Origin of the sequence: Saccharopolyspora galaxeae (assembly GCF_016526145.1) — a bacterium.
Lineage (GTDB): Bacteria > Actinomycetota > Actinomycetes > Mycobacteriales > Pseudonocardiaceae > Saccharopolyspora_C > Saccharopolyspora_C galaxeae.
Window position 1 is genome coordinate 173,296 of record NZ_JADDUE010000002.1, and the last position, 26,201, is coordinate 199,496.

General features: G+C 70.4%; 27 protein-coding genes. 15 read left to right on the plus strand and 12 right to left on the minus strand.

The window, feature by feature from the left end:
• The first annotated feature begins 41 nt into the window (after positions 1 to 41).
• On the plus strand, positions 42 to 2,144 hold the full coding sequence (locus INP57_RS05095; protein ID WP_200068882.1) for an NACHT domain-containing protein: 2,103 nt from the start codon (positions 42 to 44) through the stop codon (positions 2,142 to 2,144).
• Positions 2,145 to 2,585: 441 nt separating this feature from the next.
• On the opposite strand, the gene INP57_RS05100 is transcribed toward INP57_RS05095, so the two are convergent.
• The 5 genes from INP57_RS05100 to yczE form a co-directional block, all read right to left on the minus strand.
• On the minus strand, positions 2,586 to 3,356 hold the full coding sequence (locus INP57_RS05100; protein WP_233626943.1) for a pentapeptide repeat-containing protein: 771 nt from the start codon (positions 3,354 to 3,356) through the stop codon (positions 2,586 to 2,588).
• A 466-nt stretch (positions 3,357 to 3,822) separates the two neighbouring features.
• Positions 3,823 to 4,044 (minus strand): hypothetical protein, encoded by a 222-nt coding sequence (locus INP57_RS05105; RefSeq protein WP_200068884.1) that lies wholly within the window; start codon positions 4,042 to 4,044, stop codon positions 3,823 to 3,825.
• Between the two features lie 100 nt (positions 4,045 to 4,144).
• The gene (locus INP57_RS05110; RefSeq protein ID WP_200068885.1) at positions 4,145 to 4,378 is read right to left on the minus strand and encodes a DUF8847 domain-containing protein; all 234 of its coding nucleotides are present in this window, start codon (positions 4,376 to 4,378) and stop codon (positions 4,145 to 4,147) included.
• Between the two features lie 294 nt (positions 4,379 to 4,672).
• On the minus strand, positions 4,673 to 5,500 hold the full coding sequence (locus INP57_RS05115) for a hypothetical protein (RefSeq protein WP_200068886.1): 828 nt from the start codon (positions 5,498 to 5,500) through the stop codon (positions 4,673 to 4,675).
• Positions 5,493 to 6,143, minus strand: coding sequence for a membrane protein YczE (gene yczE / locus INP57_RS05120; RefSeq protein WP_200068887.1), 651 nt, complete (start codon positions 6,141 to 6,143; stop codon positions 5,493 to 5,495). The genes INP57_RS05115 and yczE overlap by 8 nt, the downstream gene beginning before the upstream one ends.
• Before the next feature lie 62 nt (positions 6,144 to 6,205).
• On the opposite strand from yczE, the gene yczR reads away from it, so the two are divergent.
• The gene (gene yczR, locus INP57_RS05125; RefSeq protein WP_200068888.1) at positions 6,206 to 7,642 is read left to right on the plus strand and encodes a MocR-like transcription factor YczR; all 1,437 of its coding nucleotides are present in this window, start codon (positions 6,206 to 6,208) and stop codon (positions 7,640 to 7,642) included.
• Between the two features lie 234 nt (positions 7,643 to 7,876).
• Here the strand turns inward: yczR and INP57_RS05130 are convergent, their stop codons facing one another.
• The gene (locus INP57_RS05130; protein ID WP_200068889.1) at positions 7,877 to 8,668 is read right to left on the minus strand and encodes a hypothetical protein; all 792 of its coding nucleotides are present in this window, start codon (positions 8,666 to 8,668) and stop codon (positions 7,877 to 7,879) included.
• Between the two features lie 308 nt (positions 8,669 to 8,976).
• Between INP57_RS05130 and INP57_RS05135 the strand changes: the two genes are divergently transcribed.
• The 4 genes from INP57_RS05135 (at position 8,977) to INP57_RS05150 (ending at position 13,870) form a co-directional block, all read left to right on the plus strand.
• Entirely contained in the window at positions 8,977 to 10,098 is a 1,122-nt protein-coding gene (locus INP57_RS05135) for a S8 family peptidase (RefSeq protein WP_307849917.1), read from the plus strand.
• 75 nt (positions 10,099 to 10,173) lie between these two features.
• Positions 10,174 to 10,767: an RNA polymerase sigma factor gene (locus INP57_RS05140; RefSeq protein ID WP_233626944.1), complete on the plus strand. Its 594-nt coding sequence runs from the start codon at positions 10,174 to 10,176 to the stop codon at positions 10,765 to 10,767.
• Positions 10,764 to 11,246 carry a hypothetical protein gene (locus INP57_RS05145; protein ID WP_200068890.1) on the plus strand — a complete coding sequence of 161 codons (483 nt, stop codon included), beginning with the start codon at positions 10,764 to 10,766 and terminating at the stop codon, positions 11,244 to 11,246. The genes INP57_RS05140 and INP57_RS05145 overlap by 4 nt, the downstream gene beginning before the upstream one ends.
• Complete coding sequence (locus INP57_RS05150; protein ID WP_233626945.1) at positions 11,243 to 13,870, plus strand: CHAT domain-containing protein; 2,628 nt, start codon at positions 11,243 to 11,245, stop codon at positions 13,868 to 13,870. The genes INP57_RS05145 and INP57_RS05150 overlap by 4 nt, the downstream gene beginning before the upstream one ends.
• A 29-nt stretch (positions 13,871 to 13,899) precedes the next feature.
• Here the strand turns inward: INP57_RS05150 and INP57_RS05155 are convergent, their stop codons facing one another.
• Positions 13,900 to 15,075 carry a pyridoxal phosphate-dependent aminotransferase gene (locus INP57_RS05155; protein WP_200068891.1) on the minus strand — a complete coding sequence of 392 codons (1,176 nt, stop codon included), beginning with the start codon at positions 15,073 to 15,075 and terminating at the stop codon, positions 13,900 to 13,902.
• Between the two features lie 194 nt (positions 15,076 to 15,269).
• On the opposite strand from INP57_RS05155, the gene INP57_RS05160 reads away from it, so the two are divergent.
• Positions 15,270 to 16,475 (plus strand): DUF445 domain-containing protein, encoded by a 1,206-nt coding sequence (locus INP57_RS05160; protein ID WP_200069357.1) that lies wholly within the window; start codon positions 15,270 to 15,272, stop codon positions 16,473 to 16,475.
• Positions 16,476 to 16,514: 39 nt separating this feature from the next.
• Here the strand turns inward: INP57_RS05160 and INP57_RS05165 are convergent, their stop codons facing one another.
• On the minus strand, positions 16,515 to 17,069 hold the full coding sequence (locus INP57_RS05165) for a CGNR zinc finger domain-containing protein (RefSeq protein WP_200068892.1): 555 nt from the start codon (positions 17,067 to 17,069) through the stop codon (positions 16,515 to 16,517).
• Positions 17,070 to 17,191: 122 nt separating this feature from the next.
• Here INP57_RS05165 and INP57_RS05170 point away from each other — a divergent pair, with 122 nt between their 5' ends.
• The 6 genes from INP57_RS05170 to INP57_RS05195 all read left to right on the plus strand — a co-directional run bounded on the left by INP57_RS05170 (position 17,192) and on the right by INP57_RS05195 (position 20,609).
• Entirely contained in the window at positions 17,192 to 17,587 is a 396-nt protein-coding gene (locus tag INP57_RS05170) for a VOC family protein (protein WP_200068893.1), read from the plus strand.
• Between the two features lie 129 nt (positions 17,588 to 17,716).
• Complete coding sequence (locus tag INP57_RS05175; protein ID WP_200068894.1) at positions 17,717 to 18,139, plus strand: helix-turn-helix domain-containing protein; 423 nt, start codon at positions 17,717 to 17,719, stop codon at positions 18,137 to 18,139.
• Positions 18,140 to 18,145: 6 nt separating this feature from the next.
• Positions 18,146 to 18,844, plus strand: coding sequence for a hypothetical protein (locus INP57_RS05180; RefSeq protein WP_233626946.1), 699 nt, complete (start codon positions 18,146 to 18,148; stop codon positions 18,842 to 18,844).
• A gap of 65 nt (positions 18,845 to 18,909) precedes the next feature.
• Positions 18,910 to 19,224 (plus strand): DUF2516 family protein, encoded by a 315-nt coding sequence (locus INP57_RS05185; RefSeq protein ID WP_374220914.1) that lies wholly within the window; start codon positions 18,910 to 18,912, stop codon positions 19,222 to 19,224.
• 86 nt (positions 19,225 to 19,310) lie between these two features.
• The gene (locus INP57_RS05190; protein WP_307849918.1) at positions 19,311 to 20,006 is read left to right on the plus strand and encodes an alpha/beta fold hydrolase; all 696 of its coding nucleotides are present in this window, start codon (positions 19,311 to 19,313) and stop codon (positions 20,004 to 20,006) included.
• A gap of 30 nt (positions 20,007 to 20,036) precedes the next feature.
• Positions 20,037 to 20,609, plus strand: a complete 573-nt coding sequence (locus INP57_RS05195) for a YbaK/EbsC family protein (protein WP_200068895.1) — start codon at positions 20,037 to 20,039, stop codon at positions 20,607 to 20,609.
• Positions 20,610 to 20,666: 57 nt separating this feature from the next.
• Here INP57_RS05195 and purU read toward each other — a convergent pair whose 3' ends face one another.
• The 4 genes from purU to INP57_RS05215 form a co-directional block, all read right to left on the minus strand.
• On the minus strand, positions 20,667 to 21,518 hold the full coding sequence (purU, locus tag INP57_RS05200) for a formyltetrahydrofolate deformylase (protein ID WP_200069361.1): 852 nt from the start codon (positions 21,516 to 21,518) through the stop codon (positions 20,667 to 20,669).
• Between the two features lie 49 nt (positions 21,519 to 21,567).
• On the minus strand, positions 21,568 to 22,302 hold the full coding sequence (locus INP57_RS05205) for a maleylpyruvate isomerase family mycothiol-dependent enzyme (RefSeq protein ID WP_200068896.1): 735 nt from the start codon (positions 22,300 to 22,302) through the stop codon (positions 21,568 to 21,570).
• A 10-nt stretch (positions 22,303 to 22,312) separates the two neighbouring features.
• Positions 22,313 to 23,119: a class I SAM-dependent methyltransferase gene (locus tag INP57_RS05210; RefSeq protein WP_200069362.1), complete on the minus strand. Its 807-nt coding sequence runs from the start codon at positions 23,117 to 23,119 to the stop codon at positions 22,313 to 22,315.
• 127 nt (positions 23,120 to 23,246) lie between these two features.
• Positions 23,247 to 23,759 (minus strand): DUF2505 domain-containing protein, encoded by a 513-nt coding sequence (locus tag INP57_RS05215; RefSeq protein WP_200068897.1) that lies wholly within the window; start codon positions 23,757 to 23,759, stop codon positions 23,247 to 23,249.
• Between the two features lie 37 nt (positions 23,760 to 23,796).
• Here INP57_RS05215 and INP57_RS05220 point away from each other — a divergent pair, with 37 nt between their 5' ends.
• Entirely contained in the window at positions 23,797 to 24,903 is a 1,107-nt protein-coding gene (locus tag INP57_RS05220) for a UDP-N-acetylmuramate dehydrogenase (RefSeq protein ID WP_200069363.1), read from the plus strand.
• A 141-nt stretch (positions 24,904 to 25,044) separates the two neighbouring features.
• The gene (locus INP57_RS05225) at positions 25,045 to 26,052 is read left to right on the plus strand and encodes a chymotrypsin family serine protease (protein ID WP_200068898.1); all 1,008 of its coding nucleotides are present in this window, start codon (positions 25,045 to 25,047) and stop codon (positions 26,050 to 26,052) included.
• Positions 26,053 to 26,201: the final 149 nt, after the last annotated feature.

Sequence of the window (26,201 nt, forward strand, 5' to 3'; positions counted from 1 at the left end):
TCGTGCACGGCACGTAGATCTTTTGCGGCACACTGTGCGAGGTGACAGGGGACAACGAGATCCACAACGACCTCAGCGGCCAGGTGGGTGGGGACAGCAACCAGATCGGTGCCAACTACGGTTCCATCTGGATGTCGTCCGGCCGCTCCGGCCAACGGGACCTCGACGAGAAGCAAGCAGATCTGCTTCGAAATCTCGCCTGGCAAGTGGGGGCGGCGAGTGATCGAGAGCTGGGCACGTGGGGTATCCGTGATCAGGACGCGTTGCCGGTGCGCTGGCACACCGCTGCGGACGACCTGGTCGACCACCCGGAAAAGATCGACGGCAGCTCCGAGCCGCTGCCGCTCGACGGCCGGTTCACGAAGATCCTGGACACCTACGAGGCCGTCCCGTCGAAGCGGCTGGTGATCCTCGGGGAGGCCGGTGCGGGAAAGACCGTGCTCGCCCATCGCCTCATCCTCAGTTTGCTAAAGAAACGGGAAATCGAGCACGCCAGACCGGTACCCGTGCTGTTCAGTCTCGGCGGATGGAACCCCAGCGAAACCGAGTTGCCTCGCTGGCTGGCCAAGCAACTGGTCCAAGACTTTCCCTACTTGGGAGTTCGTGACTCCGTCACCAAGGCGAGACAAGCTGAAGTGTTCATCGAACGTGGACTCATCCTGCCCATCTTAGACGGATTCGACGAGATCTCCGAACGCCATCACTCAGGCGCGATCAAGAAGATCGGCACGCTCGATCGACCACTAATCGTAACCAGCCGACCAGATGAATACGCAACCGCGGCACGCGGAATCAAAGCCGTCAGCGGCGCAGCGGCCATCGCCCTCGAACCCCTCAGTCTCGACGAAGCCCGCGACTATCTCTGCCGCACCACCAGCAAAGACCGCGCCCCCGCCTGGGGAGAGGTATTCGAGCACCTTTCGGTCGCACCCACCGAACCTGTCAACCAAGACTTGCGGACCGTGCTGAGCACGCCCTTGATGATCGTGCTCGCCCGCACCGTCTACAACGACACCGCAGGCCCCAAGCCACTCGATCTGCTCGACAGACGGCGCTTCCCCACTAAAACAGCTGTAGAAGAACACCTCCTAGATCAATACATCACTACCGTCTACGCACACCCGAACACCGGTCCAGGCAGACCATCCCGCCCGAACTGGGACCCCGGCCGTGCCCGTCACTGGCTCGGTTACCTCGCCACCCACCTCCAACAACGCAACACCCACGACCTCACCTGGTGGCACCTCCCCGCCACCCTCCACCGCCACACGCGAATCCTCATCACCACAGCACTCGTCGTGCTCGCGGTCGGGCTCTTTGCGGCGCTCATGTACGTGCTTACGGGCGGAATCCAGATCGCGCTTGCCGTCGGGATCGGGCTTGGGGTCCCACGCGAACCCACGGCTGGTCTCACAGTGGGGCTCACGTCCGCGGTTAATGTGGGGCTCACAGCGGGGCTCACAGCGGGGCTCACGGCCGGGTTAGTCAACGAAGTGCGATTTTCCGGCGGTCACACCTGGAATCCAGAGCGCCTGCGTCTAAGCCTGCGCCGACGAGGTGGCCAAACACGCGCCAGGTGGGTTACCTACTTCAAGACGTCCACCTTCGAATTCACGGTTGGGTTCGTAACCGGACTGGTGGTCGGGCTCACGGTCGCGATTTTGGACGTGCTTGCGAATGGGTTTGGGTCCGGGCTTGCAGTCGGGCTGTTTTTCGGGCTCGTATTCGGGCTCACGTACGGATGTGCACTCGGGGGTCCAAGCATTTTCTTGGCGGCTGTCGGGGATGCCTCCGATTCCCAAGCGACTGGCCCATGGACACTCTTGACCCGTGACCGAACCGTCACGCTTATCAGGACCGCCACGACGATCGTGGTCGCAGCCATGATACCAGTACCATTCGGATTCGGATTCGACCCAACACTCGGGATCAACATGGCGCCAATGCGCTTCGTACTCTCTGCGTGGGGAAGCTGGATCCTACTCGCGAGGCTGTGGCTACCGCTGACCGGACGGTTGCCATGGCGCCCGAAACGATTCCTCGAAGACGCCAACGACTACGGCGTACTGCGAACGACAGGAGCCGTCTACCAATTCCGCCACGCGCGGCTCCGTGACCACCTCGCCAAGCACTACCAGACGTAACGAGTCTCGGAACTTACGCTACTCATGCGCTAGTCGGCCACAGCCGGATATCCACGCCTCGATTGCGTTTCCGAATGCATTCGCAAGAGTTCGCTCGCGTTTGCCTTGGCGCCGACAGAGAGTTCCAGAATTAGAACCGACTGCGACGGACGGGAGCGAGCATGCCTGCTCAGAGCTTGAAGGCGAGAGTGCCCTAGCCAGCCGCTCCATCCCGCCGGCGCGTGCAGTGTGCCAAATCTGTGCCCAAATCTATCAGGAAGCAGTCGTTATTCCTGGTCAACGCCCCGCGTCGCGTGGTCTGTAAATCAGCAGTCGCGCGAACCGGTTCTCAGCTGCTTCCCGCCTCGGCGTCCATAGAGGAAATTTGTCCTTATAAGAGCACCTGGTCAAGCAGCAGATCGTAACGATAATGTGGATTATGGGCATTCGTCGCACCTGAGATTACGGCGGTGGCAACCCCCAAACACCCGTTAGGTTGGCGCCGTTGAGGTTGGCACCGCCGAGGTTGGCGTAGGGGAGTTTGGCGCCGTGAAGGTTGGCGTTGGTGAGGTCGGCGCCGTTGAGGTCGGCGGCGGCGAGGCTGGCGTTGGTGAGGCTGGCGTTGGTGAGGTTGGCGCCGGTGAGGTCGGCGCCGTTGAGGTTGGCGCCGGTGAGGCTGGCGGCGCCGAGATCGGCGTTGGTGAGGCTGGCGCCGTAGAGGCCGGCAACGGTGAGGCCGGCGCCGGTGAGGTTGGCGCCGTCGAGGTTGGCGTTGGTGAGGTCGGCGCCGTTGAGGTTGGCGTTGGTGAGGTCGGCGCCGTTGAGGTTGGCGAAGCCGAGGTTGGCGAAGCTGAGATCGATGGCTGGATCAGTGGGTAACGGACGACGCTTGCCGAGGGTGGTCAGTGCGGCCTGCACATCGGCCGGGACGGTGCCGGAATCCCGCGCCCCCGGCCCGCCCCGCTTCGTGGTTTCGCGCACGAAGGTAGCCAGCAGGTTGACTACGGTGGGCTGATCGGCTTCGGAGTCGCGGGCGATGCGTTCTAGGCTGTAGATGCCGCCTAGGCGGACCTCAAGGATGTCGTGGTTGGCCAGCTGCTCAGTGGCTTTGCTCAACCGCTCGGTGATCTGCTGTTGCTCCAGGTTGTGGCTCTGGGCGTTGGCGCTGATGAGCTGCGGTATGGCCAACGCGAGCGTGCCCAGCGCGGCGCATAGCGTAAGGAGCTGAGTCATATCGAGGCGGCGCCGCAGCCGGGGTTGAGTCCCCGCCGGAGGGGAGCGGGTCTTCCGGCGAGTGCCAGCCGGGCGGCGTATGCCCAGCCCGACTGGCCGGGCGGGCTGTCGGGCACGCTTACGGCCACCGAGACGACGAGAGCCGATCATGGTTTGAATGTGCCACAGTCGCCTCGTTCCTGTGGCTGTTTCAACGTCGTCCATGCGAAACCGGCTTGTGCAAGAGCGCGCTGGTCGGTGCGGGCCACAGCCGCGGCGTCGCTGGTCTCAGTTTTGGTCTCATTCGTCAGCGTTCAAGGCGGTTCAGCAGCATGTGCGCAATCCCGTGACCAGCTTGTATGAACGCGTTGAACGCCACCGAACGGGGTTTCGCAGACCTGAAAAGCGGAAGGTCGGCGGTTCGACCCCGCCCCTGGCCACCGCTCAGACCAGCCAAAAAGCCCCACCGGTTGCCGGTGGGGCTTTTTCAGGTCTCCGTTGAGGTCTCAGTCGCTTCCCCAAGGAAGGCGTTCAGCCTGCCCGCCGCGTCTAGCCGGATCTCGTCGGTGACGTAGCGCTTCTTCATCGACAACGTCGACCAACCCATCATGTCCATGACGGTCCGGTCGGGGACGCCGAGGACCAGCGGCTGACGCGCCCTGAGCTGAGCACCGATTCCGGTGGGCTCGCTTGTTTCGAATTCCGCCAATGTGCGGGGCTGCTTGGAAGCGGGCGCCTGTGCTCGGCGCGGCTGATCATGCGGTGTGCGTGGTGGGGGAAGACGTGCTGAGCGCTGATCGGCCGCCGGTTCACTGCACGCGGGTCTCACGGACGGACGGGGAGATCGTGTACTTGTACACCCAGACGCCGTGCGGACGCTGGTGATCCTTCACGTACCACGCGGGGGTTTCATCGGCGGGTTCCGAACCGTCTCGCGGCACGGGCAGCGGCGATAGCGGAGCGCCGTCGGCCCCGGCAGGCAGCGTGATCTCCCGGCCGTCCTCGGGGCCACCGAACAGCTCGATCCGAGTGTGCAGGTCCACGGGTGATCCCTCCCAGGGCTGGAGTCTTGCGTGCGGCCACCGGATGAGACCGCGGGCGGCGGTGACAGGTTCCCTTGTCCACACAAACGAGTGAGCATCCGCAAAGTTGCGCGAGAAAGTGAATTACCCCTGAAAGTAGGACGCCCCCGCGCTCAACCGGCCTGGGGGTCACCGGGAGTGCGGGGGCGTTAAGTCCACCCCTGGGGGTCAGGTGGACGCCTTCCAGGTTACTTGGTGGTATGCCGAATGTCTCTAGGTGCAGAGATCTTTTTTCCAGGAGCCCGGTGTGCAACATCACACGATCGGACTAGCGAACCGAACCAGTGCGAGCGCCTGATCGTCGTGCCGTTTCGGTCGCGGCCAGCGGGTTCCGTCCGGGTCTGCCTCCTCGGCTGCGCGCACTCGGTCCAGCACGGCTCGGGGCCCGGCGCGGGACGCCTCCTCGAGCATCGCCGACCAGTCCTCGTAGCTGCCGTACTCCTGCACCCCGCAGGACACACCGTCGGTGGCCGCCAAGGCCGCTCGCACCGCAGGCCGCGGCCAGTCGGCGCGGGCGGCGTGGAACGCTGCTTCGGGGACTGCCTCGGCGACCCAGAAACCTCCGTCGACATTGCGCCAGCGGGACGTACGATCCATCGACGAACCCAGCGCGCGGCGGTGCCCTGCGCCGAATCCGCCGCCGGAAAGCAGGCGTTCGCGGTAACCGCCGCCGCTGCCCAGCGCCGCGAGCTGGTCGTCGATCACCGGCTGCGGGCCGTCCCCGGTGAACACCACGATCGGGCTGTCCGCGAGAACCAGGGCCTCGACGTGGTCGTCGTCCCAGCGCAACAGCGATGCAGTGCTCGAAGGGGAGGCGCCGGGCCGGAGTTCCCAGGTGTCCGCCACATCGCTGATCGCCTCGGCGAGCACATCCGCCAGGTCCGCGCCCGGAACGGCCAAGCGCGGCCGCAACGCCTCGGCGAGCTGCGCGGCGTACCAGCCTCCGGAGCGTGCCGCCGGACTCAACGACGTCGCGCCATCGAGCACCGCCACCGCGTTGGGCAGCACCAGCACCACGTCCTCGCTCCGGTCGGGTCCGGAGAAGTGATCACCGGCCTGTTCCGCGACTTCAACGCTAGGCATGGTCCGATTGTCCGCTGCGGCGCACCGCGACCAACGGCAGCAGCGACTGCGTGAGAACCCCGATCAGCAGGGCGTACACGACGGTCCCGACGCCGACGGAACCGCCCAGCAGCCACCCGGCGGCGAGCACGACGAGTTCGACAACGGTCCGCGCCACCCGCACCGACCAGCCGGTGCGCGCGTGCAAGCCGGTCATCAGGCCGTCCCGCGGCCCGGGGCCGAGCCGGGCGCCGACGTACACCGCAGTGGCCGCGCCGTTCAGCAGCACTCCCCCCACCAGCAACGCGAGCTGCCAGACCAGCGCGTGCGCCTGCGGCAGCACGGCCAGCGCCACATCCACCGACCCGGCTACGACCACGACGTTGGCGACGGTGCCGATGCCCGGTCGCTGCCGCAGCGGCACCCACAGCAGCAGCACGATGATGCTGGTCAACGCCGTGACAGCACCGAAGCTCCAGCCCAGCCGGTTGGTCAGCCCGTCGTGCAGCACGTCCCACGGCGACAATCCGAGCCCGGCGCGGACCATCAACGCCATGCTCGTGCCGTAGAGCCAAAGCCCGATCAGCAGCTGCGGCAGCCGGGCGGCCGGGCGCACTCGCACCGGTATCGGCGAAAGATCCACCTGAGCCGTTGTCGAAGTCATGTTTCGAGAGGTACCCGGGTATTGGTACCGAGTACGAGGTCCAATCTGCAATTATTGGACCCATGTCCCGCGTGATCGGTCGAGTCGGCGCCCGCGGTATCGCGGACCTGCTCCAGGACTGGCACTCCGGCCGCCCCAGCTCCCGCGGCCTGCACCGCGCCGTGCGGCGGCTCGTCCTCGACGGCCGGTTGCCGCCCGGTACCCGGCTGCCTGCCGAGCGCGAGTTCGCCGAAGCGCTCGGGGTGAGCCGCACCCTCGTGGTGCGCGCGCTGGAACTGCTGCGCGAAGAGGGTTTCGCAGCCAGCAGGCAGGGATCCGGTTCTTGGGTCCGGCTCCCCGGCGACCGCGCGAACCCCGATCCGGGCGGCTGGCCCCCGGCGACCGGCGAGTTCATCAACCTCGCGCAAGCGACGCTGCCCGCGCCACCGGAGCTGACCACTGCACTGGATCGCGCCCGGTGCCTGCTGCCCGAGCACCTCAGCGGGCACGGCTACCAGGCGTTCGGCCTCCCCGAGCTGCGCGAACTGATCGCCGCGAGCTACGCGCGCCGCGGTCTGCCCACGAACCCGCAGCAGATCCTGGTGACCAACGGCGCCCAGCACGGCTTCGCGCTCGTGCTGCGCGCACTGGTGTCTCCGGGTGAACGGGTGCTGGTGGAGCACCCCACCTACCCGAACCCGCTGCAGGCCATTCGGGGCGTCGGTGCCGAGGCGGTGGCCGTGCCGATGCTCGCGCAGGGGTGGGACCTCGAGTTGATGTCGGCGACGCTGCACCAGGCCAACCCGAAGCTCGCGTACCTGATCCCGGACTTCCAGAACCCGACCGGCATCCGGATGGGCGCCGACGGGCGGGAACGGCTCGCCGGGATGCTGCGCCGGACCAGAACTCCCGCGGTGATCGACGAGACGTTGGTCGATCTGGACCTGACCGACGGCGAAGCGCCCGCGCCGGTGGCCGCGTTCGACGAGGGCCGGGTGATCACGCTCGGGTCGGCGGGCAAGTCGTTCTGGGGCGGTCTGCGGCTGGGCTGGGTCCGGGCGCCGGAGGACCTGGTGCAGCGCCTGCTGCTGGACCGGGCTGCGGTGGATCTCGGCAGTCCAGTCCTGGAGCAACTGCTGCTGACCGAACTGCTCCGCGATCCGGATCCGGTGTTGCGCCGCAGACGCGAAGAGGTGGCGCGGCTGCGGGATGTCTTGATCGCCGAGCTGGCGGAGCACCTTCCCGGCTGGCGGTTCCGCGTTCCGGACGGCGGGCTGTCGTTGTGGTGCGACTTGGGTTCCCCGGTGAGCAGCCGGTTGGTCGTGGCCGCCGAACAGCACGGGCTGCGGCTGGTTCCGGGCAGCCGGTTCGCGGTGCAGGGCTCGCTGGAGCGCTATCTGCGGTTCCCGTACACCCTGCCCGTGGATGAACTCCGGCAGTCGGTGCGGCGGATCGCGGCGGTGGCCGCGCCGCTCGGCGGCACCACCAGTCCGTGTCCGCTGGACGTTCCGGTGAATTGACGCCCGGCGGTTCGCCCTCCGGCACGGCCCCTCGTCGTGCCGGAGAGCGACCGCGGGCACCCCGGTGCCGCAGGGGCAGTGCGGCACCGGGGTCGGGGCTTCCGGGCGAGTGACAGGTCAGGTCAACATTCGCTCGTCCGGAAAGCGCCCCCGATCCCGTCCGGCCGGGCGCAGGCGGCGGGACGGGAGACTGCGGTTGCGATGTGCGCGCCGGAGGCCCGGCCGGACCCCGGTTCAGTCGGGTGCGGCGGACGGTTCGCCCAGAGCGATGCCGCGCAAGGCGGGCGGCTCGGCGTGGCCGCCTGCGGCGCGAGCAGGCCCGGATAGCCGGACTTGCGCGGGCAGGACGGCATGCGGCCCGCGCAACTCATGTCCCGGCGCGGACGAGGTAGGTGCGGTGATCGTGCTGGGTGCGGGTGGCGGTGGAACCGGCGACGGTTCAGGTGGTGCCTTTTGGTGCACTTCCGGCGCTTGCACGGCGTCGGGCGGGCTCCACGCGCTGTCGGCGTGGCCGATGTGTTGCTCTGCGGGGCGTGCAGCGTCGGCCCGCGGTGGAGCCGGGACGGGGATTTCGGCGTTCGGGATCGGCTTTTGCGGTGTCAGAGATGTGGTCGCCGGTGGTGCGGAGCTCTCCGGCGAAACGGCCTCGTCGGCCTGCTCGACGCCGCGCGCGGGTGCCGTGACTTCCTCGCCGAGCGAGGCGTCGATCGGTTCTTGCACGGCCGTGGTCAGCTGGACGTCGGGTTCTTCGACTCGGACTTGTTCGACTTCCGGGGAGCGCGGTTCGGCGATCTCGATCTCGTCGGGCTGCGCGGCTTCGGTTCGCGCGGCGATGTCCGGCATGGCTTCCTGCACCTGCGCGGACACGTCCGGCAACCGTTCCGGCTCGGCCGCCGCGACGCCGGTGCCGAGCAGCCAGGCACCGGCCGCGATGCCCGCGGCGGCGACGGCCCGCGTGGTGCAGGCGCGCAGGCGGGACCAGTGCCTGCGCCGCGCGCAGCTACCGGTCACCTGCACCACCGCCAATTTCCGGCTGCCTGTTTCCTGGCGGCCTGTTCGTCGACTGCTGTCGTTCCGGCTGCTCGGCCGCGGTCCCGGCGGACCGCCTTCTCCGGCCGGCCCGTCTGGCGGCCGGAGCCCGGAACAAGTGGGATCAATGGTCCCCCGCTACAGGATGGTCGGGAGCCCACACCGGTTTCAACCACCCGTACAGGCGGTCTACTGAAGCCGTTCGCAGCGCAGATCACGCGCGTACCGCGACGAGACCCGCGCCGCTTGCCACTACGGTGTGTCCCGAGTGGACGAACCCGGTGACCGACCGCACAGTGTCCGCTGTGGACTCTACGATCGGAGGCCGGTTCAGCGCCGCCGAACTGGGCCGGAACTGGGCGCACTACGGCCACGACGTCCTGGTGCACGACCAGGGCGGCCCCACGGAATGCCTGGTGCGCCGAGGTGAACTGGTCGTCGCGCGGGACTCCCTCGACGCGGCGTTGTCGCGGGTGCGCCGTTGGGTCGATCGGGTTCAGCAGGACGACGATCTGGAACTTGCGCGGATTCGATTGCGGCCGTCCGAGCGGGATCGCTGCGTGGACATCGCCTGCGACGTGCCGGACGCCTGCGCGAACCACCTGCACATCGGTTCGCCGGTCATGTTCGGCACGCCGGTGATGTTCGGCAGCGGGGCGGAGCCGGACCCGGCGCCGCCGGTCCCCGAGCCCTCGGACCAGCACTGGGACGTGACCGTGGGTGTGCTGGACACCGGCTGCGACCCGCATCCCTGGTTCGCCGGGCGATCTTGGTTCGAGGAGGTGCCGGAAGTCCTGGACGCCGACGACGACAGCGATCAGGACCGCCAAGCGGGGCACGGAACGTTCGTGTCCGGTGTGGTGCTGCGCCACGCGCCGGGCGCCGCGCTCCGGGTGCAGAAGGTGCTTTCCTCGCTGGGGTTCACCGACGACATGACGGTCGTGGCCGGACTGCGGGCGTTGCGCGCCGATGCCCGGCGGCGCGGTGAGCCGGTCGGCGTGGTCGTGATGACCTCCGGCTGCCACACGCCCGACGACGAATGCCCACCGGTGTTGCGGGCGGAGATCGAGCGGTTCGCGGGCAGCGTGCTGGTGGCGGCTGCGGGCAACCACAGCTCGTCGCGGCCGTTCTGGCCCGCCGCGTCGCCGCGGGTCCTGGGGGTGGCCGCGGGTGACAGGCAAGGCGGGCTCGCCGAGTTCTCGAACTCCGGCGGCTGGGTCGATGCGTGTGCGCCGGGCGTGGACGTGGTGAGCAGTTTCGTGCGGCTGCGGCCCGGGAGCGAGCGCGACTACGGCTTCGCGCGCTGGAGTGGGACCTCGTTCGCCGCACCGCAGGTCGCGGCCGCGGTGGCGGCCGCACTCCGGGAAGGGCGGAGCAGGGACGACGCGATCAGTACCGTCCTCCGGCGTTACCCGTTCGAGGGTTAATTGGGGTGGGGTGAATCTGATCGGCGGTCTCGCCCCTCTTAATCGCGAGAAGGCGATCAAGAGGGGAGGTGCCCGATGCGTGCCGTGCAGGACGGTTCCGATCCGGCTGGGGAGCCGGAGCTGATGGAGCGGGCGGCGGCCGGGGACCAGTTGGCCTGGCGGGAGCTCGTGGACCGCAACAGCGCGGTCGTGTGGGCTGCAGCCAGAGCGTATTCGCCCACGGTGACCGATGCGGAAGACGTGTGCCAGGCGACGTGGCTGCTGCTCGCGGAGAAGCTGGGGAGCGTGCGTGATCCCCGTGCGTTACCGGGATGGCTGGCCACGACCGCGCGGCGGGAGGCCGTCCGGTTGTCGAAGGCGCGGCGTCGGGAGTCACCGGTCGGATTCGAGAACGGGATCCTGGACGTGGTCGACGGGGGCGACGGGCCGGAGAGCAGCGCGCTGCGCTCGCTGACGGTTTCCCGGATGTGGCAGGCGTTCGCGCAGATGTCGTTGCGGTGCCAGCAATTGTTGCGGGTGGTCGCGGTGGCGCCGGATGCCAGCTACGAGCAGGTCGGCAAGGCCCTGGGGATGCCGCGGGGCAGCATCGGCCCGAAGAAGGGGCGGTGCCTGGCGGCGCTGCGGGAGCAGCTTTCCGGTGGCTCGGTTCCGGAGGAGGCCGCCGGATGAGGACGCGGAAACCAGCGGAGCTGCGCGTGCTGGACGATCTGTTCCACCAGTGCGATCCGCCACCGGGACGGATGCTCACCGCCGCTTATGCAGCCGTGGGCCGGGCGCACGGTTTCGAAGATCCGTCGGGGTTGGAGCTGATCGGGGACTCGGCCGACGAACCGGCCAACACCCGGCTGCACGGCGCCGCGTCTCGGACGCGGGTGCTGACGTATCTGATGCCGGGGCGGATCGTCGAGGTCGACTTGGTGCTGATGGTCGGCGGGATGCTCCGAGCGTCCGGGATCGTGCTCAACCAAGCGGGCGATGGCGTTCCGCAAGGTGAGGTCGTCTTGCGCTGCGCCGATGATCACCACATCGCGGAGCTGGACGAGAACGGCCGGTACGGTGCGGCCGATCTGCACAGCGGGCCGTTGAGCGTCGTGTTCCGGCCGGCGGGCGCGGCGGCGCCCGCCGTGGCTGATTGGCTGGTCTGTTGAGCGCGGGGACCGCCGTCGCACCGGCGAGGATCTCCGAGTCGTCGGTGCTGTGGTGGCGGGATCGGGTCGGTGTGGACCCGGCTGGCGCCTTGCGCGTCGCCGAGGAAGTGCTGGCCACAGCCGGGGATCCGCAGCTGCGAGTGCTCGCCAGGCACGTCGCCTGCCTGGTCGCGGTCGAGCAGGGGCGTTCGTCGGACGCGCGGCAACACGCCCGGCTCGCTCTTGCGGCCGCGCTCCGCGCGCGGCTATGGGATCGGGCGGCGCAGGTGCGGCTGACCTACGCGTGGACCGAGTTGGACCGCGGTGATCCGGATGCCGCGTGGCAGCACCTGCTGACCGCGGAGCCGCACCTGAGCGGCGGTGACCTCGCGAGGGCCACCTGCCTGCGCGGCCTGCTGCGGTGCCAGGAGGACCGCTATGACGAGGCGGTCCGCGACCTGTCCGCGGCATTGCCGCGGTTGACCGGGCACAACGACCACCAGTGGGCGGCGAATGCGCTGGTCGGGCGCGGGCTGGCGCACCTGTACCGCAACCGGCTCGACGAGGCGGAGTCGGACCTGGCCGCGGCCGAACGGACGTTCCGCACCCATGGCCGGGTCAACCGTGCCGCGCTGTGCAGGCACAACCGGGGCTGCGTGGCGTTGCGGGCGGGAGATCTGCCGCGCGCGTTGCAGCTGTTCGACCAGGCGCGGGTGCGGGGCGTGGACCCCGACCAGTGCCCGGAGGTCCTGGTGGACCGCGCGGAGGCACTCGCAGGCGCAGGTATGCACGAGCCCGCGCGAGCCGAGCTGCTGCGAGCGGCCGACCGGCTGGAACGGCTCGGCCGCGCGGTGCGGCTCGCCGAGACCAGGCTGGCGCTGGCGGGATGTGCGCTGCGCGCGGGAGAACCGCTGGAAGCGATCAACGCTGCGCAGCAGGCCGCTCGGTTGTTCCGCTCCCAGCGTCGTCCGGCGTGGACCGCACTGGCGGTTGCGACCCGGTGGCAGGCGAGGTTGCGGGCCGGGGAGGCGACCCGGCGCGATCTCGCGTCGGCGCGGCGTGCCGGTTCGGCCTGCGCGGCGCACGGGTGGAGCACTGCGGCGGCCGAGCTGTGGCTCACCGCGGCCCGGGTGGCCGCGGGCCGCGGCCACCGGACTACGGCGCGACACCTGCTGGAACTGGCGGCGACGGTGCGCGGTGCGGCACCGGGTGACGCGCGACAACTGGCGTTGGGCCGGCTCGCCGAGGCACTGCTGGCCGAGGACGCCGGTGACACGGTTCGGCTGTTCGACTCCTGCCGCGAAGGTCTGCGCGCCGTCGAGACGCACGCGGCCGGTATCGCGGCGCTGGAGCTGCGGATCGAAGCGTTCGGACTGGCGGAGGAACTCGGCGCGACGGCGGTCCGGGCGGCACTGCGCACCGGTGATCCTCGAACCGCGCTGCGCTGGACCGAACGCGGCCGGGTGAGCGCGTTGCACCGCCGGGCGCTGCGCCCGCCCTCCGATCCGGAGCTGCGCACGGCGCTGGTGCGGCTGCGCTCGGCGGTGGCCGGGATGTGGGGCGCGAAGGACGCGCGGTTGCGTCATGCGATGTCCGAGATCAGCACGTTGGAACGGCACGTCCGGGATCGGGCACTGCTGGTCGAGGGCGGGGCCGGGGAGTCCGCGGGCGCGTTCGGGATCGACGAGGTGGTCACCGCCATCGGCGATGCGGTGCTGCTGACCTTGTTCGCGCACGACGGGGAGTTGCACGCCGTGTCCGTTGTGGACGGTCGGATCCAGTTGCACTCGCTCGGTTCGGAAGACGGCGCGGTGGCCGAGGCGCAACGGCTGCGCCACGCGCTGGGCAGGGCCGCGGAGTCCGGGGACGAACGACAGCACGCAGCCTTCCTGAGCAGCGCGCAGGTCACGGCGGATGCTCTCCAGCAGCGCCTACTCGGCCCGCTGGTCGACTCGCTGTCCGGAGGTCGCAGTTTGCTGGTGGTTCCCACCGGTCGGTTGCACGCCGTCCCGTGGTCGGCCTTGCCCGCCTGCCGCGGACGCAGCGTCACGGTGGCGCCTTCGCTGCGCTGTTGGATGCGCGGCAGGGCGGACGGTCGAAGCGAATCCGACGGGGAATCGGTGTGGGTCGCGGGCCCTGGTCTGGAACACGCTGAACGGGAGGTGCGGGCGTTGCACCGCGCCGGCGGCGGCCGGTTGCTGACCGGCGCAGACGCCGGTGCAGAACAGGTCCTGTCCGCTGTGGACGGTGCCGGTGCGGCGCACATCGCGGCACACGGTTGGTTCCGCGCCGACCAGCCGCTGCTGTCCTGCCTGGACCTGGCCGACGGGCCGCTGTACGGCTACGACCTGGACCGGCTGCGCAGCGGCCCGCGCACGGTGGTGCTGTCGGCCTGCGAAGCGGGCCGCTCGGTGGTGGGCCGCGCCGACCAGCTCACCGGCCTCGCCGCGACGCTGCTCGGGCGGGGGACGGTGACGGTGATCGCCAGCGTCGTGCCGATTCCCGACGAGCGGACCGTGCACGTGATGGTGGCGCTGCACGATTCGCTCCGTCGCGGCGTGGCCCCGGCCGAGGCGCTGGCCTCGGCGCAGGCGCGGCACGGCGAAACGGGGTTCCTCTGCCTCGGATACGGAGGCCGATCATGACCGGCCAGGCGCTGCTGCGTGCCCGCGGATCAGGACGAGGCGAGCTTGTGCAGCCGCCGGATACCTTCGTCCAACATCTCGTCCCGTTTGCAGAACGCGAAGCGCACCAGGTGCCGGGTGTCCTCCGGGTTGTCGCAGAACACCTGCACCGGGATCGCGGCGACCCCGACCTTCTCCGGCAGTGCCCGGGCCAGCTCGGCCCCGTCGGTGAAACCGAGCGGGCGCACGTCCGCGCAGATGAAGTAGGTGCCTTCGCTGGCCAGCACGTCCAGACCGGCCTCGGCGAGTCCGTTGGCGAGTCGGTCCCGCTTGCGCTGCAAGCCATCCCGCAGATCCCGGACCCAGTCGAGTTCGTGCCGCAGGGCGTGCGCCACCGCGGGCTGGAACGGGGCGCCGCCGACGAAGGTGAGGAACTGCTTGGCCGCCCGCACCGCGGCGATCAGCTCGGCCGGGCCGCACGCCCAGCCGATCTTCCAGCCGGTGGCGCTGAAGCTCTTGCCGACGCTGGAGATCGACACGGTGCGCTCGGCCATCCCCGGCAGCGTGGCCAGCGGGGTGTGCGCCCGCCCGTCGTAGAGCAGGTGCTCGTAGACCTCGTCGGTGATGGCGATCAGGTCGTTCTCGCGGCAGACCTGCGCGACCGCGGCCAGCTCGGTGTCGGTGAGCACCGTGCCCGTGGGGTTGTGCGGCGAGTTCAGCACCAGCGCGCGGGTCCGCGGCCCCACTGCCGCGCGCAGGGCGTCCAGGTCGAGCTCGAAGCGGTGGTCCGGTCCCTGCCGCAGGCCGACGGTGCGGCGGACGCCACCTGCCATGGCCACGGCGACCGGGTAGGAGTCGTAGTAGGGCTCGACGAGGACCACTTCGTCGCCGGGCTCGATCAGCGCGAGCATCGAAGCGGTGATCGCTTCGGTGGCGCCGACGGTCACCAGGACCTCGCCCTCCGGATCGTGCTCGATGCCGTAGTGCGCACGGCGGTGCTCGGAGATCGCGGCGCGCAGCTCGGGCTCGCCCGCGCCGGGCGGGTACTGGTTGACGCCGTCGGCGATGGCCCGCTGCGCGGCCTGGAGCATGCCCGCCGGTCCGTCGGTGTCCGGGAAGCCCTGCCCCAGGTTCACCGCGCCGGTCCGCCGGGCCAGTTCGGTGATCTCGGCGAAGATCGTCGAGGTGAACGGGCGCAACCGGGAGGTGAGAGCTTCAGAACGCACGGCACGGCAGCGTAGTCGAATCGACGGCCGATCCGAACGGGTGCACTCGGCCCGTCCCGCCCTGCGGACCCGCTTCCGGCGGTGTCGCCGGGCTCGATCACGCCGGACGGGCGGCGGTGTGCTGTAAGAATCGAGGGGTGCGAACGACAGGGGCGACCGAGGCGGACGAGCTCAAGCGACGTGCGCTGCGGCGGATGAAGACCGTCGCGGGCGGTCTGCTGCTCGCCGTCGCCGTGATCTACGTGCTCGCGCAGTGGCGGGAGCACGAGGGGGCGGCGTGGGCCGGCTACGTCCGGGCCGCGGCCGAAGCGGGCATGGTCGGTGCGCTGGCGGACTGGTTCGCGGTGACGGCGCTGTTCCGGCGTCCGATGGGACTGCCGATCCCGCACACCGCGATCATCCCCACCCGCAAGGACGCGCTGGGACACAACCTCGGGGAATTCGTCGGCTCGAACTTCCTGGCCGAGCCGGTGGTGCGGGACAAGCTGGGCCGGGCCGACATCGGCCACCGGGTCGGGGTGTGGCTCGACGACGCCGACCACGCCGAGCGCGTGACCTCGGAGCTGGCGACCGCGGTGCGCGGCGCCGTGCAGGTCTTCCGGGACGAGGACGTGCAGGCCGTCCTGGAGCAGGCGGTGCTGCGCAAAGTCCTCGCCCAGCCGTGGGGGCCACCGCTGGGCCGGATCCTCGGGCAGGTCTTCGCGGACGGTTCGCACCACCGGCTGGTCGATCTGGTCTGCGACCGCGCTTACGACTGGGTGCGGGACAACCACGAAACGGTGCTGCGCGTGGTCAGCCAGCGGGCGCCCTCGTGGTCGCCGAAGTTCTTCGACGGCATGGTCGCGGACAAGATCTACGCCGAGGTGCTGTCGTTCGCGTGGGCGGTCAAGACCGACCCGGACCACCAGATGCGCAAGGCGGTGGACCGGTTCCTGGTCGACTTCGCGCACGACCTGCAGCACGACGAGCAAACGATCGCCAAGGCCGAGCAGATCAAGCGCCAGGTGATCGCGCACCCGGAGGTGCAGAACCTGGTCGCCTCCGCGTGGGGCACTGCCAAGAGGATGCTGCTGGACGCGGCCGAGGACCCCTCCAGCGAGCTGCGGCTGCGGGTCCGCGACGGACTGCAGGGACTCGGAAGGCGCCTCGTCGAAGAGCCCGAGCTGCGCGCCAAGGTCGACGGATGGCTGGAAGGCGCCGCGGTGTACGTCGTCTCGCACTACCGCGCCGAGATCACCACGCTGATCACGGACACCGTGGAGCGCTGGGACGCCGAGGAGACCTCCCGCAAGATCGAGCTCCAGGTGGGCCGCGATCTCCAGTTCATCCGGATCAACGGCACCGTGGTCGGCGCGCTGGCCGGCCTGGCGATCTACACCCTCACCCAGCTCGTGCTCTGAGCGGCCGGGCGCGCCGGTGCGGCGGGCACGGCGGCGGGATCAGCCCGGTGCGGTGTGGCGTTCCCGCCAGGACCGGGCCTTCTCCCGGTTCCCGCAGACCCGCATGGAGCACCACGTCCGGGACTTGTTCCGGGATCTGTCGTAGAACGCCCACAGGCAGTTCGACGCTGGGCAGATCTTGATCCGGTCCCAGTGGCCGGTGTGCACCAGGTGCACAGCCGCCACCAGCACTCGTCCGAGTGCATCGGCGCCGGCGAGCACGGGGATCCCGTCCCGCAGTACCACCGGAACGTTCCAGCTCATCGGACTGCCGGGCGCGGATTCGGGTGGAAAAGCGGCGTGGTCGCAGGACACGGCGTGGCGCATGGCGTCGCGGATGTCTTGCGCTCGTCCCGGGGCCTCGGCCGCACCCAGGCCCTGTCCGGCGCACCACTGCCGCCACGACTCGGCCGTCCCGAGCATCTCGGTTCCCGCTTCGGCGTCGCAGGTGTTGAGGAAAGCCAGCACCAGCTCGACGTCGCGTTCGGGGTCCAGGTCCGCGAAAGCCTGCGCAGGAGCTCGGTCGGCGACGGCTTTGCTGTTCACGAACACCATCGTAGGCGATTAGCCGGTTGCAGCTAGCACGGATAACCGCCATAATCTTTTTACTGGTTCCTCGAAGGGCGTTGGTTCGCGGAGCAGGGCTGGGAGAACAGGACGAGACGAGGGGTTCCGCCATGACCGCTGCTACCACTTCCCCGCTGCGCCTCGCGGCGTTCGCGATCGACACCCCGGATCCGCGCGCGCTCGCGGAGTTCTACGGGCGCTTGCTGGGTTGGGAGATCGATGAGCCCGAATCCGCCGAGGAATGGGTGGAGCTGGCGGACCCATCGGGCGGCACGCGGCTGGCCTTCCAGCTCGACCCCGGGTTCGTGCCGCCGACCTGGCCGGATCGTGCGCGCCCGCAGATGATGCACGTCGACGTGCGGGTGGCGACGCTCGCCGAAGGGCACGAGCGCGCGGTGGCCGCCGGTGCGCGCCAACTGCCGCAGCCGTCCGATCAGCTCGATGCGACTTTCCGCGTGTACGCCGATCCGGACGGGCACCCGTTCTGCATGTGCGCAGGCTCCTGACGGAGTCGGTGCTGCTCAGGGGGTTCCTGCCCGGCGTTGCGCAGCTCACTCGGAGGGGTGCAAGCACCCTGCTTGCTAGAGCTAGCACTCGCGCCTACCGTGGACGGCGAACCGGAAGGAGCGCAGGCGATGGAGCGGGTGGACAAGACCGTCAACAAGGCCGTGAACCAGGCGGTCAGCGACCTCGGCGGTTACATCCGGGCGCAACGCAGCAACGCCCAGATCTCGCTGCGCCAGCTCGCGAAGAGCGCGGGCGTGTCCAACCCGTACCTCAGCCAGGTCGAACGCGGCCTGCGCAAACCCAGCGCGGAGATCCTGCAGCAGATCGCCACGGCACTGCGGATCTCCGCGGAGGCGCTGTACGTGCAGGCCGGGATCTTGGAACGCCGCGAGGGCGGGCCGGTGGTGGACGCGATCCTCGCCGACGACGAACTCAGCGAGCGGCAGAAGCAGGTCCTGCTCGACATCTACGCCTCGTTCCGGCGAGAACACGACGGCTCCGAATCCACCGACGCGCCGGAGCCGGACGGCACCGACCTGCTCAAGGAGTGATCCGCTATGGCGACGCGCACCGAAGGCACCACCAAGACGAACGAGACCGGCAACGGCCAGCCGCTGGGTGAGGCCGTGGACCAGGCCCGCACGCCGCTGCTGGCCGCGCTCGGCGCGGGCGATCTCGCCGCGCACACCATCGCCGATGCGCTCGGCAAGCTGCGCAGCAAGCTGAACGAAGGCGCCGAGTCCGCCCGCAGCGGCGTCAACGAGCTGCCGCAGGACCTGCGCGAGCGGTTCGATCCGGCGGAGCTGCGCAAGCTCGTCGACGAATACACCCAGTCGGCCGTGCAGCTCTACGGCTACCTCGCCGAGCGCGGTGAGACCGCGTTCGAGCGCTTCCAGTCCCAGCCCGGTGTGCAGCGCGCCTGGGGCCAGGTCGAGCAGGCGCAGGGCCGGATGGAAGCGGCCGTGACCGACGCGCGCGGGCTGGCCGACGACGTGCTCGGCAAGGTGAGCACCGCGAGCCGCTCGTTCGGCGAGAAGGCCGCGCGGAGCACCGAGCAGGCCAGCGCCTCCGCCGCCCAGACGGTGCGCGAAACCTCCGACGACGTGGCCGAGTCGGTCGAGGAGACCGGTTCGGAGACCGCGACGGCGACGCGCAGCACCGCGCAGAAGACGGCCAACCGCACCTCGGCGGCCAAGTCCACCGGCTCCGCGAAGGGCACCGGCTCGAAGCAGAGCAAGGGCAAGGCGGGCAGCTGAGCCCGCACGGCACGTCGGGGCCCCGGACGGTTCTCCGGGGCCCCCGACGCACGTAAGGTGAACTCGTGGGTTTGTCATCCGTAGTGCCGGAGCTGCTGCTGCAGTTCTGGATCCTCAAGATCATCTGGCTGGCGGGGATCCCGACCGGGCTGTACGCCTTCGTGCACGCGCTGTTGCAGCGCTCCGACGCGTTCACGGCCGTCGGGAAGCTGTCCAAGCCCGCGTGGCTGGGCATCACCGGTGCCGGCCTGATCCTGCTCGCGGTGCTCACCAGCGGTCCGATCACGATCATCTGGATCGCCGCGCTGATCGCCGTGCTGGTCTACCTGGTCGACGTCCGGCCCAAGGTCACCGAAGTGCAGAAGGGCAGCTCCTGGTAGCCACCGGCGCCTCGGCCGGGCCCGCCGGTGAGCTGCCTTCGGGTGCGCGCTGGAACTCCTACGGCCGGGGTTCGCCGGTCACGCTGGTGGCGCACGGTCTGGGCGCGACCGAAGGTGAAGCGCGGATCCCCGCGTCCGGCCTGCCCGGCACCCGGGTCGTGCTCACGCTGCCGAGCCATGGGAACGCGCCGGATGCGCCGGAGGGCTACTGGCGTTACGGGACGATCGCCGAGGACGTGCGGTCGGTCGCGGACGCGGTCGGCGCGACCCGCGCGGTCGGCGTCTCGCTCGGCACCGGGGCGTTGACCAGGATCGTCGCCGAACGCCCTGGGCGGTTCGAGCGGTTGGCGCTGCTGCTGCCCGCCGCGTTGGACGGTCCCCGCGAGGTGACCTCGGCGTGGGCGTTGGAGCGGCTGGCCGAGGCCGTCGCCGCGGACGACGGCGGCGCGGCGCTGCGCGAGCTGGTCGCCGCCGAGTTTCCGCCCGAAGCGCAGGTCGGCGAGCATGTCGAACTCCGCGTGTCGGCGCTGCAGCGCCTGGGGGCCGCATTGCACGCCCTGAGCGATCAGCGGGTGCTCGACGACGCGGGAACCTTGCGCGCGGTGCGTTCCGAGGTGCTGGTCATCGGGGCCACCGAGGATCCGATGCATCCGGCTTCGGCGGCGCGGCGAACCGCCGAAGCTTTTCCGGGCGCACGGCTGGAATTGCTGGATTCCCGCGCGCCGATGGTCACCCACCGCCGCGAAGTGCGGGCGTTGCTGAGCGGTTTCCTGGGCGGCTGATTCCTCGGCAGGACCCCGTATCGTCGGCGCATGGCTGTTGACTGGTCGCTCGCGGCCGGGACGTTGCAGGTCTCGCCCGCCCTCGACCGCCCGGAACTGCTGGCTGAGCCGGTGCTCGCCGCGGTACGGGCGTTGCCGGGGACCGAAGCCGCTCGCGTCGGTGTCGCCGAGATCGACCCGGCGCTGGCCGACACCGCCGAGTTCTGCGCGCACTACGGCTCGCCGTTGGAGCTGTCGGCGAACTGCGTCGTGGTTACCGGCAAGCGCGGCGGCGAAGTCCGGCACGCGGCTTGCTTGGTGCTGGCGACCACCCGCGCTGATGTGAACGGCGTGGTCCGGCGGCGGCTGGACGTGCGGAAAGCCTCGTTCACGGCGATGGACGACGCGGTGTCGCTGACCGGCATGGCCTACGGCGGCATCACTGCGTTCGGGCTGCCCGCCGGGTGGCCGGTGCTGGTCGACGCGGCGGTGGCGCGCACTCCGGCCGTGGTGGTCGGCAGCGGCCTGCGCGGCAGCAAGATCCTCACGGCGGGCGAGGTGCTGGCCGATCTGCCCGGCGCCGAAACACTCCCCGACCTGGCCCGCCCCGCGCCCGCGGAGTGAAGGCCCGCCCACTACGGCGCGGCGCGCGGTGAAGTGCCTGAGCGTGCCGATCGGCGCTCAGAACACGACGGTGCGTTTGCCGTGCACCAGGACGCGGTCCTCCAGGTGCGCCCGCAGCCCGCGGGCCAGCACGATCTTCTCGATGTCGCGGCCCTGCCGGATGATGTCCGCGACGGAGTCGGTGTGGTCGACGCGGGTCACGTCCTGCTCGATGATCGGCCCCGCGTCGAGCTCGGCCGTCACGTAGTGGCAGGTGGCGCCCACCAGCTTCACCCCGCGCTCGTACGCCTGGTGGTACGGGCGGGCACCGGCGAACGACGGCAGGAAGCTGTGGTGGATGTTCAACGCCCTGCCCGCCCACGCTTCGCAGAGCTCGGACGGCACGACCTGCATGAACCGGGCCAGCACGAGCGCGTGCGGCTGGTGGCCGTCCGCCAGTGCGCGGATCTCCTGGAAGGCAGCGGCCTTGCCTTCCGGGTCCGCCGCGGGCGGGAACGGCACGTGGTGGAACGGCACGCCGTGCGCCTCGGTGATCGGGCGCAGCCGCGGGTGGTTGCCGATCACCGCCCGCAGGTCCACGTCGATCTCCCCGGAGGAGATCCGCCCGAGCAGGTCGTGCAGGCAGTGGCCTTCGCGGGAAACCAGGATCACCACGCGCCGCCGCTGTTCGGTGTCGGTGACCTGCCAGCTCGTGCTGCCCAGCTCCGCGGCGACCCGGCCGACGCGTTCCCGCAGTTCGTCCACGCCGAACGGCAGCGAGTCCGCGCGGACGACCTGGCGGGTGAAGAACCAGTTGGTGTCCGGGTCGGTGTGGTAACCGGCCTCGACGATCCATCCGCCGTGCTCGGCGAGGAACGACGTGATGCGGGCGACGATCCCGGTGCGGTCCGGGCAGCTGAGGCTGATCACGTACGACACAGCTGCGCATTCTCGCACCGCAAGGCCGTCTCGGCCGGGATCAACGCCCGGCGACGAGCCCGCCGAGCGCTGCGTCGCCGGTGATCATCGCGCCGCTCGGGCGGCCCCAGACCCGGCGGTAGACCGCGTCGGCGGTGCCCGCGACGGTCGCGTCGACCTCGTCGGCGCCCAGCGCGGCATCGGCGGGCGCTCCGATCTGCGGTGGCTGCCCGGCCAGGAACCGCACCAGCCAGGTCCGCCCGGCGTCGGCGGCGTGGTAGAGCACCCGGCCCTGGTGCGCGGACTGCGACCAGTCGCCCAGCGGCGCGATGACGGTGAGCATCTCGTCGATCCCGTCCGCGGCCAGCTCCGGATCGAAGATCAGCTCCGAACCGCCGTCCGCGGCCAGCACCGCGTCGAGGCGGTGGATCGCGGTTTCGTGCGTCATGCGCCGGGTCCACGACTCGGGTGTGCCACCCGGGAAGAACGCCCACACCGCCCGCTGCGGGTCCGGCGCGGAAAGCGCCGTGGTGAGTTCGGCGAAGCGCTCGTCGAACCAGGTCAGCGCCGCGTCGAACGCGTCGGGCGCGGCCGGCGGCCGTGGCCGCTGATCGTCCGGGCCGGTTTCGAGGCCCAGCTGCACCATCGCGTAGACGCGGGCCAGGTGGCGCAGCAGCTTGCGCACGTCCCAGCCGGGGCAGGTGGGCACGGTGGCGTCCGGACCAGCTGCCACCGCAGCCGCGCGGAACGCTCCGACCTGCTCTTTCAACACTGCTTGCGAAAGTTCGCCGACCATGCCGCGGAGTCTACGAGCCGGTAGCACCAGCGGGAGCCACGGCGGACCAGGCGACGGTCAGCTCGCCGGCGCGCCAGCGCCGCGGGCGATCCAGCACCGGCCAGCCGCGGGCGGCCAGCGACCGCACCGACTCCGCCCAGCGGGCCCGCGGGCCGTACGGGACCAGCGGCGCGGCCCGCGCCCAGCAGGAGTCGAGGTCGCTGAGCAACGCGTGCACCTTCTCGCCGGGGACGTTGCGGTGGATCAGCGTCTTCGGCAGCCGTTCGGCCAGATCGGACGGTCGCGCCAGGTCCGCGGGCAGGCAGGCCAGCGTGAACGTGCGGGGCCCGCCGCGGTCCAGCGTGACCCAGCAGCAACGTCGTCCGATCTCGTCGCAGGTGCCCTCCACCAGCAACCCGCCGGGGGCGAGCCTGCCGCGCAGCTCCTCCCACGCCTTCCAGGCTTCCGGCTCGGTGTACTGGCGCAGCACGTTGAACGCGCGCACGAGCACGGGACCGGCCGCGCCGCCGATGCCCGCCGCCAGGCCCGCCAGCTCGAATCCGCCGCGCCGGAAGTTCAGGCCGGGCGGTACCGCGACCCGCCGCCCGGCTTCGACCCGCTCGGGATCGATCTCCAGGCCGAACACCCGCGCATCCGGCCGCAGCGGCCGCAGCCGTTCGGCGAGCTCGACCGTGGTGGTCGGTGCCGAGCCGAATCCGAGATCGACGACCAGCGGATCCGCCGCCGATCGCAGCGCGCGGGCGGCCCACGGTGCGCCGGTGATCCAGCGGTCCACGCGCCGCAGCCGGTTCGGGTTGGTGGTGCCCCGGGTGGCCATGCCGAGTGCCCTGGCGCGGCCCGCGGCGAGTCGCGGGGCGCGTTTGCGCGGCTGGTTCAAGGCATGGACCTGCGGATTCGGGCGTGCGAAGGCATGGCAGGGGCGGAATCGCCGGACGACGGGTGGTTCACTGCGAATGCTTCGCGAGCCATTCCCCGGTGAACTGCTCCTCCCGGGCGAGCAGTTTCTGCACCTGCTCGGCCACCAGGTCTTCCACCCGCCCGCCGACGAACGGCACGTTCACCCGCACCTCGCCGTCCACGAGGAACTCGCTGCCGGTCTCGGGCAGGTCCCGCAGCCACATCGAACCGGTGATGGTGCACGGCACCCCGGCGACCTCGGCGGCGATCTCGCCGTTGTAGTGGCCGGGCTCTTCGCACCGCCAGGACTCGGTGCGGTCGATCACCAGATCACCCGCGCCAGCCACGGTGCGCGCGACCGGCGGCAGCGCCTCCGTGCTGACCCCCTGGCGCAGCTGGAAGCGGACCGCATCACCGAGGACGTCGTGCTTGACCAGCTCGTTGCGGGTGCCGCCGAGCTCGGCGAGCCGGTCCCGCAGGTAGTCGATGTCGATGAGCGCCTGGTGCACCTGCGACGATGCCCACTCGGAGGTGCTCCGGTGCTCGATGCGGCGTGCCATGGGCGGAAGGTTACCTTTGGCAGTCGTGAACTCCTCGATGTCCGGTGCCGAAGGAATCCGCGGCGGCCCGGCCGGCGCTCGAACCCCCGGCGAACACCCCTTGGCGGAGTACACGACGCTGCGGCTGGGCGGCCCGGCCGCAGAGTTCGTGCTCGCCGAGCATCCCGACGAACTGGCCGAGGCGGTCCGCGAGTCGGACGCCGCCGGCCAGCCGCTGCTGGTGCTGGGCGGCGGGTCGAACCTCGTCGTCGCCGACTCCGGGTTCGACGGCCGGGTGGTGCGGGTCGCCACCCGCGGCCGCAGCTACGACATCGTGGACGGTTTCGTGCAGCTGACCGTCGAGGCCGGTGAGGACTGGGACGACGTCGTCGCCGACACGGTGCACCAGGGCCTGGGGAATCTGGAGTGCCTGTCCGGGATTCCGGGGCTGACCGGTGCGACACCGGTGCAGAACGTCGGTGCCTACGGCGTGGAGATCTCCGAGATGCTGGTCTCGGTGGACCTGCTGGACCGGCGCACGGGCCGGATCCGCACCGTGCTGGCCGAGGATCTGGGGCTGGTCTACCGCGGCAGCTCGCTCAAGCACAGCGACGAAGCGGTGGTGCTGCGCGCCCGCTACCTGCTGCGGGACGGCGCCGAGTCCGCGCCGATCCGCTACGCCGAACTCGCCCGCGCGCTGGAGGTGCAGCCGGGCGCGCGGGTCGACGTCGCCCGCGCTCGGGAAGCGGTGCTGGAGTTGCGGCGGACGAAGGGGATGGTGCTCGACCCGGCCGACCACGACACCTGGAGCGCCGGCTCGTTCTTCACCAATCCGATCGTGGACACCGCCGACCTTCCCGGGGTGCTGGAGCTGATCGCCACTCGGGTCGGCCCGGACGAGCGGGTTCCGCAGTACCCGGCGGGCGACGGGCGCACCAAGCTCTCCGCGGCCTGGCTGATCGAACGCGCCGGGTTCGGCAAGGGGCACCCCGGTGGCGCGGCGCGGGCCGCGTTGTCCGGCAAGCACACGCTGGCGTTGACCAACCGCGGCTCGGCCTGCACCGAAGACCTGCTGGGTCTCGCGCGTGAAGTGCGCGAGGGGGTACGTTCCGCGTTCGGCGTGTCGCTGGCACCGGAACCGGTACTCGTGGACTGTTCGATCTGAAGCGTGTTTTCCGGGCTCGCTGTCCGAGGAGTCCGCAAGGGCGTTCGGCCGGGGCGGTTTCCAGCGTTCCGGAGGGCCGTCGGAGTGACTCTTCGTGACTAATGCTTACCCTGAGTGTTAAATGGTAGCTGGAGGGCCGCCATGCTCAGCATCAGGGAACTTCGGGACAGAGCGGTCATTCGGCCGATCAAACGCGCGGTGGAGGACCAGCTGCTGGACCTCCCCGGGGTGACGGCCGTCGACATCGGCGAGAAGCGCATCGCAGGCCGGGGCACCGGCAGGCAGGGAATCGTGGTGTCGGTGGCGCGCAAGCGCGCGCCCGACCGGGTTTGGCCCGGCACGCAGATCCCGCCGGACGTGCTGGGCATCCCCACCGACGTCATCGAGGAAAAGCCGGTTCTGCAGCACGCCCACCACGGCGCGGAGGAGTCGGTGGCGTTGCGCGGCCGCGATTTCGCGCACGACGGCGCGGTCACCGGCGGGGACGGCGTGGCGCCGTGCCGGTCGGTGCAGCTGTCCCCGCCGGAGGTCCGCAACGCGGGCCGCTACCGCCGCACCGGAACGCTGGGTGCGCTGGTGATCGGGCACCAGCCCGCGGCAGCGGCCATGGGGCTGACGACGTTCGACGTCGCGTGCCTGGACGATGCTTGGGCGGTCGGCGACCGGATGGTCGATCCGGACACCGGGTACGTGTTCGCCGAGCTGGCGCGCGGTGCGCTGTCCGGGCGGGTCGATGCGGCGGCGGTGACTCTCGGATGCGGCGTGCAGCACTCGCCGGTGATCCCGGGCATCGGCCCGATCGCCGGTCAGTGCGCGGCTTACCCGGGCGAGCCGGTGCGCAAGAGCGGGCACGGCAGCGGGCTCACCGCAGGAGTCGTGTCCTCTGTGGACGCGACGCTGCGGGTGGATCACGGCGCGGCGCTCGGGGTGCGGGTGCTGCGCGAGCAGATCCGGATCGACGCCGTCGATGGTTGCTTCACCGCCTCCGGTGACGCGGGCAGCGCGGTGGTCAACAGCGACGGGCGGGTGGTCGGTTTGCTGTTCGCGGGGTGCCGCACCGGATCGACCGGGTTCGCCAGTCCGATCGTGGACGTGCTCGCCGAACTCGATGTGGAACTTTGCGTGCAGCACCAGCACATCGGCGTGTGACCGCGGTGAGTTCGCACACGTTCCCGGACCGTGATCTGTTCCATTGTGGACCGTCGATTTCCGCGCGGTCCGCTCCGATCCCGCCCCCGCGCGCTCGCCGATGAAGATCGCCGCAGGTCATCGGCGCACCCCGAGTCGCCGCCCGACTA

Coding starts and splice junctions, on each gene's coding strand:
- INP57_RS05100 (WP_233626943.1), bottom strand. CDS start 3,356: ATGACTCAGCTCCTTACGCTATGCGCCGCGCTGGGCACGCTCGCGTTG.
- INP57_RS05115 (WP_200068886.1), bottom strand. CDS start 5,500: ATGCCTAGCGTTGAAGTCGCGGAACAGGCCGGTGATCACTTCTCCGGA.
- yczE (WP_200068887.1), bottom strand. CDS start 6,143: ATGACTTCGACAACGGCTCAGGTGGATCTTTCGCCGATACCGGTGCGA.
- yczR (WP_200068888.1), top strand. CDS start 6,206: ATGTCCCGCGTGATCGGTCGAGTCGGCGCCCGCGGTATCGCGGACCTG.
- INP57_RS05140 (WP_233626944.1), top strand. CDS start 10,174: ATGCGTGCCGTGCAGGACGGTTCCGATCCGGCTGGGGAGCCGGAGCTG.
- INP57_RS05145 (WP_200068890.1), top strand. CDS start 10,764: ATGAGGACGCGGAAACCAGCGGAGCTGCGCGTGCTGGACGATCTGTTC.
- INP57_RS05160 (WP_200069357.1), top strand. CDS start 15,270: ATGAAGACCGTCGCGGGCGGTCTGCTGCTCGCCGTCGCCGTGATCTAC.
- INP57_RS05165 (WP_200068892.1), bottom strand. CDS start 17,069: ATGGTGTTCGTGAACAGCAAAGCCGTCGCCGACCGAGCTCCTGCGCAG.
- INP57_RS05170 (WP_200068893.1), top strand. CDS start 17,192: ATGACCGCTGCTACCACTTCCCCGCTGCGCCTCGCGGCGTTCGCGATC.
- INP57_RS05175 (WP_200068894.1), top strand. CDS start 17,717: ATGGAGCGGGTGGACAAGACCGTCAACAAGGCCGTGAACCAGGCGGTC.
- INP57_RS05180 (WP_233626946.1), top strand. CDS start 18,146: ATGGCGACGCGCACCGAAGGCACCACCAAGACGAACGAGACCGGCAAC.
- INP57_RS05195 (WP_200068895.1), top strand. CDS start 20,037: ATGGCTGTTGACTGGTCGCTCGCGGCCGGGACGTTGCAGGTCTCGCCC.
- INP57_RS05205 (WP_200068896.1), bottom strand. CDS start 22,302: ATGGTCGGCGAACTTTCGCAAGCAGTGTTGAAAGAGCAGGTCGGAGCG.
- INP57_RS05210 (WP_200069362.1), bottom strand. CDS start 23,119: ATGGCCACCCGGGGCACCACCAACCCGAACCGGCTGCGGCGCGTGGAC.
- INP57_RS05215 (WP_200068897.1), bottom strand. CDS start 23,759: ATGGCACGCCGCATCGAGCACCGGAGCACCTCCGAGTGGGCATCGTCG.
- INP57_RS05220 (WP_200069363.1), top strand. CDS start 23,797: ATGTCCGGTGCCGAAGGAATCCGCGGCGGCCCGGCCGGCGCTCGAACC.
- INP57_RS05225 (WP_200068898.1), top strand. CDS start 25,045: ATGCTCAGCATCAGGGAACTTCGGGACAGAGCGGTCATTCGGCCGATC.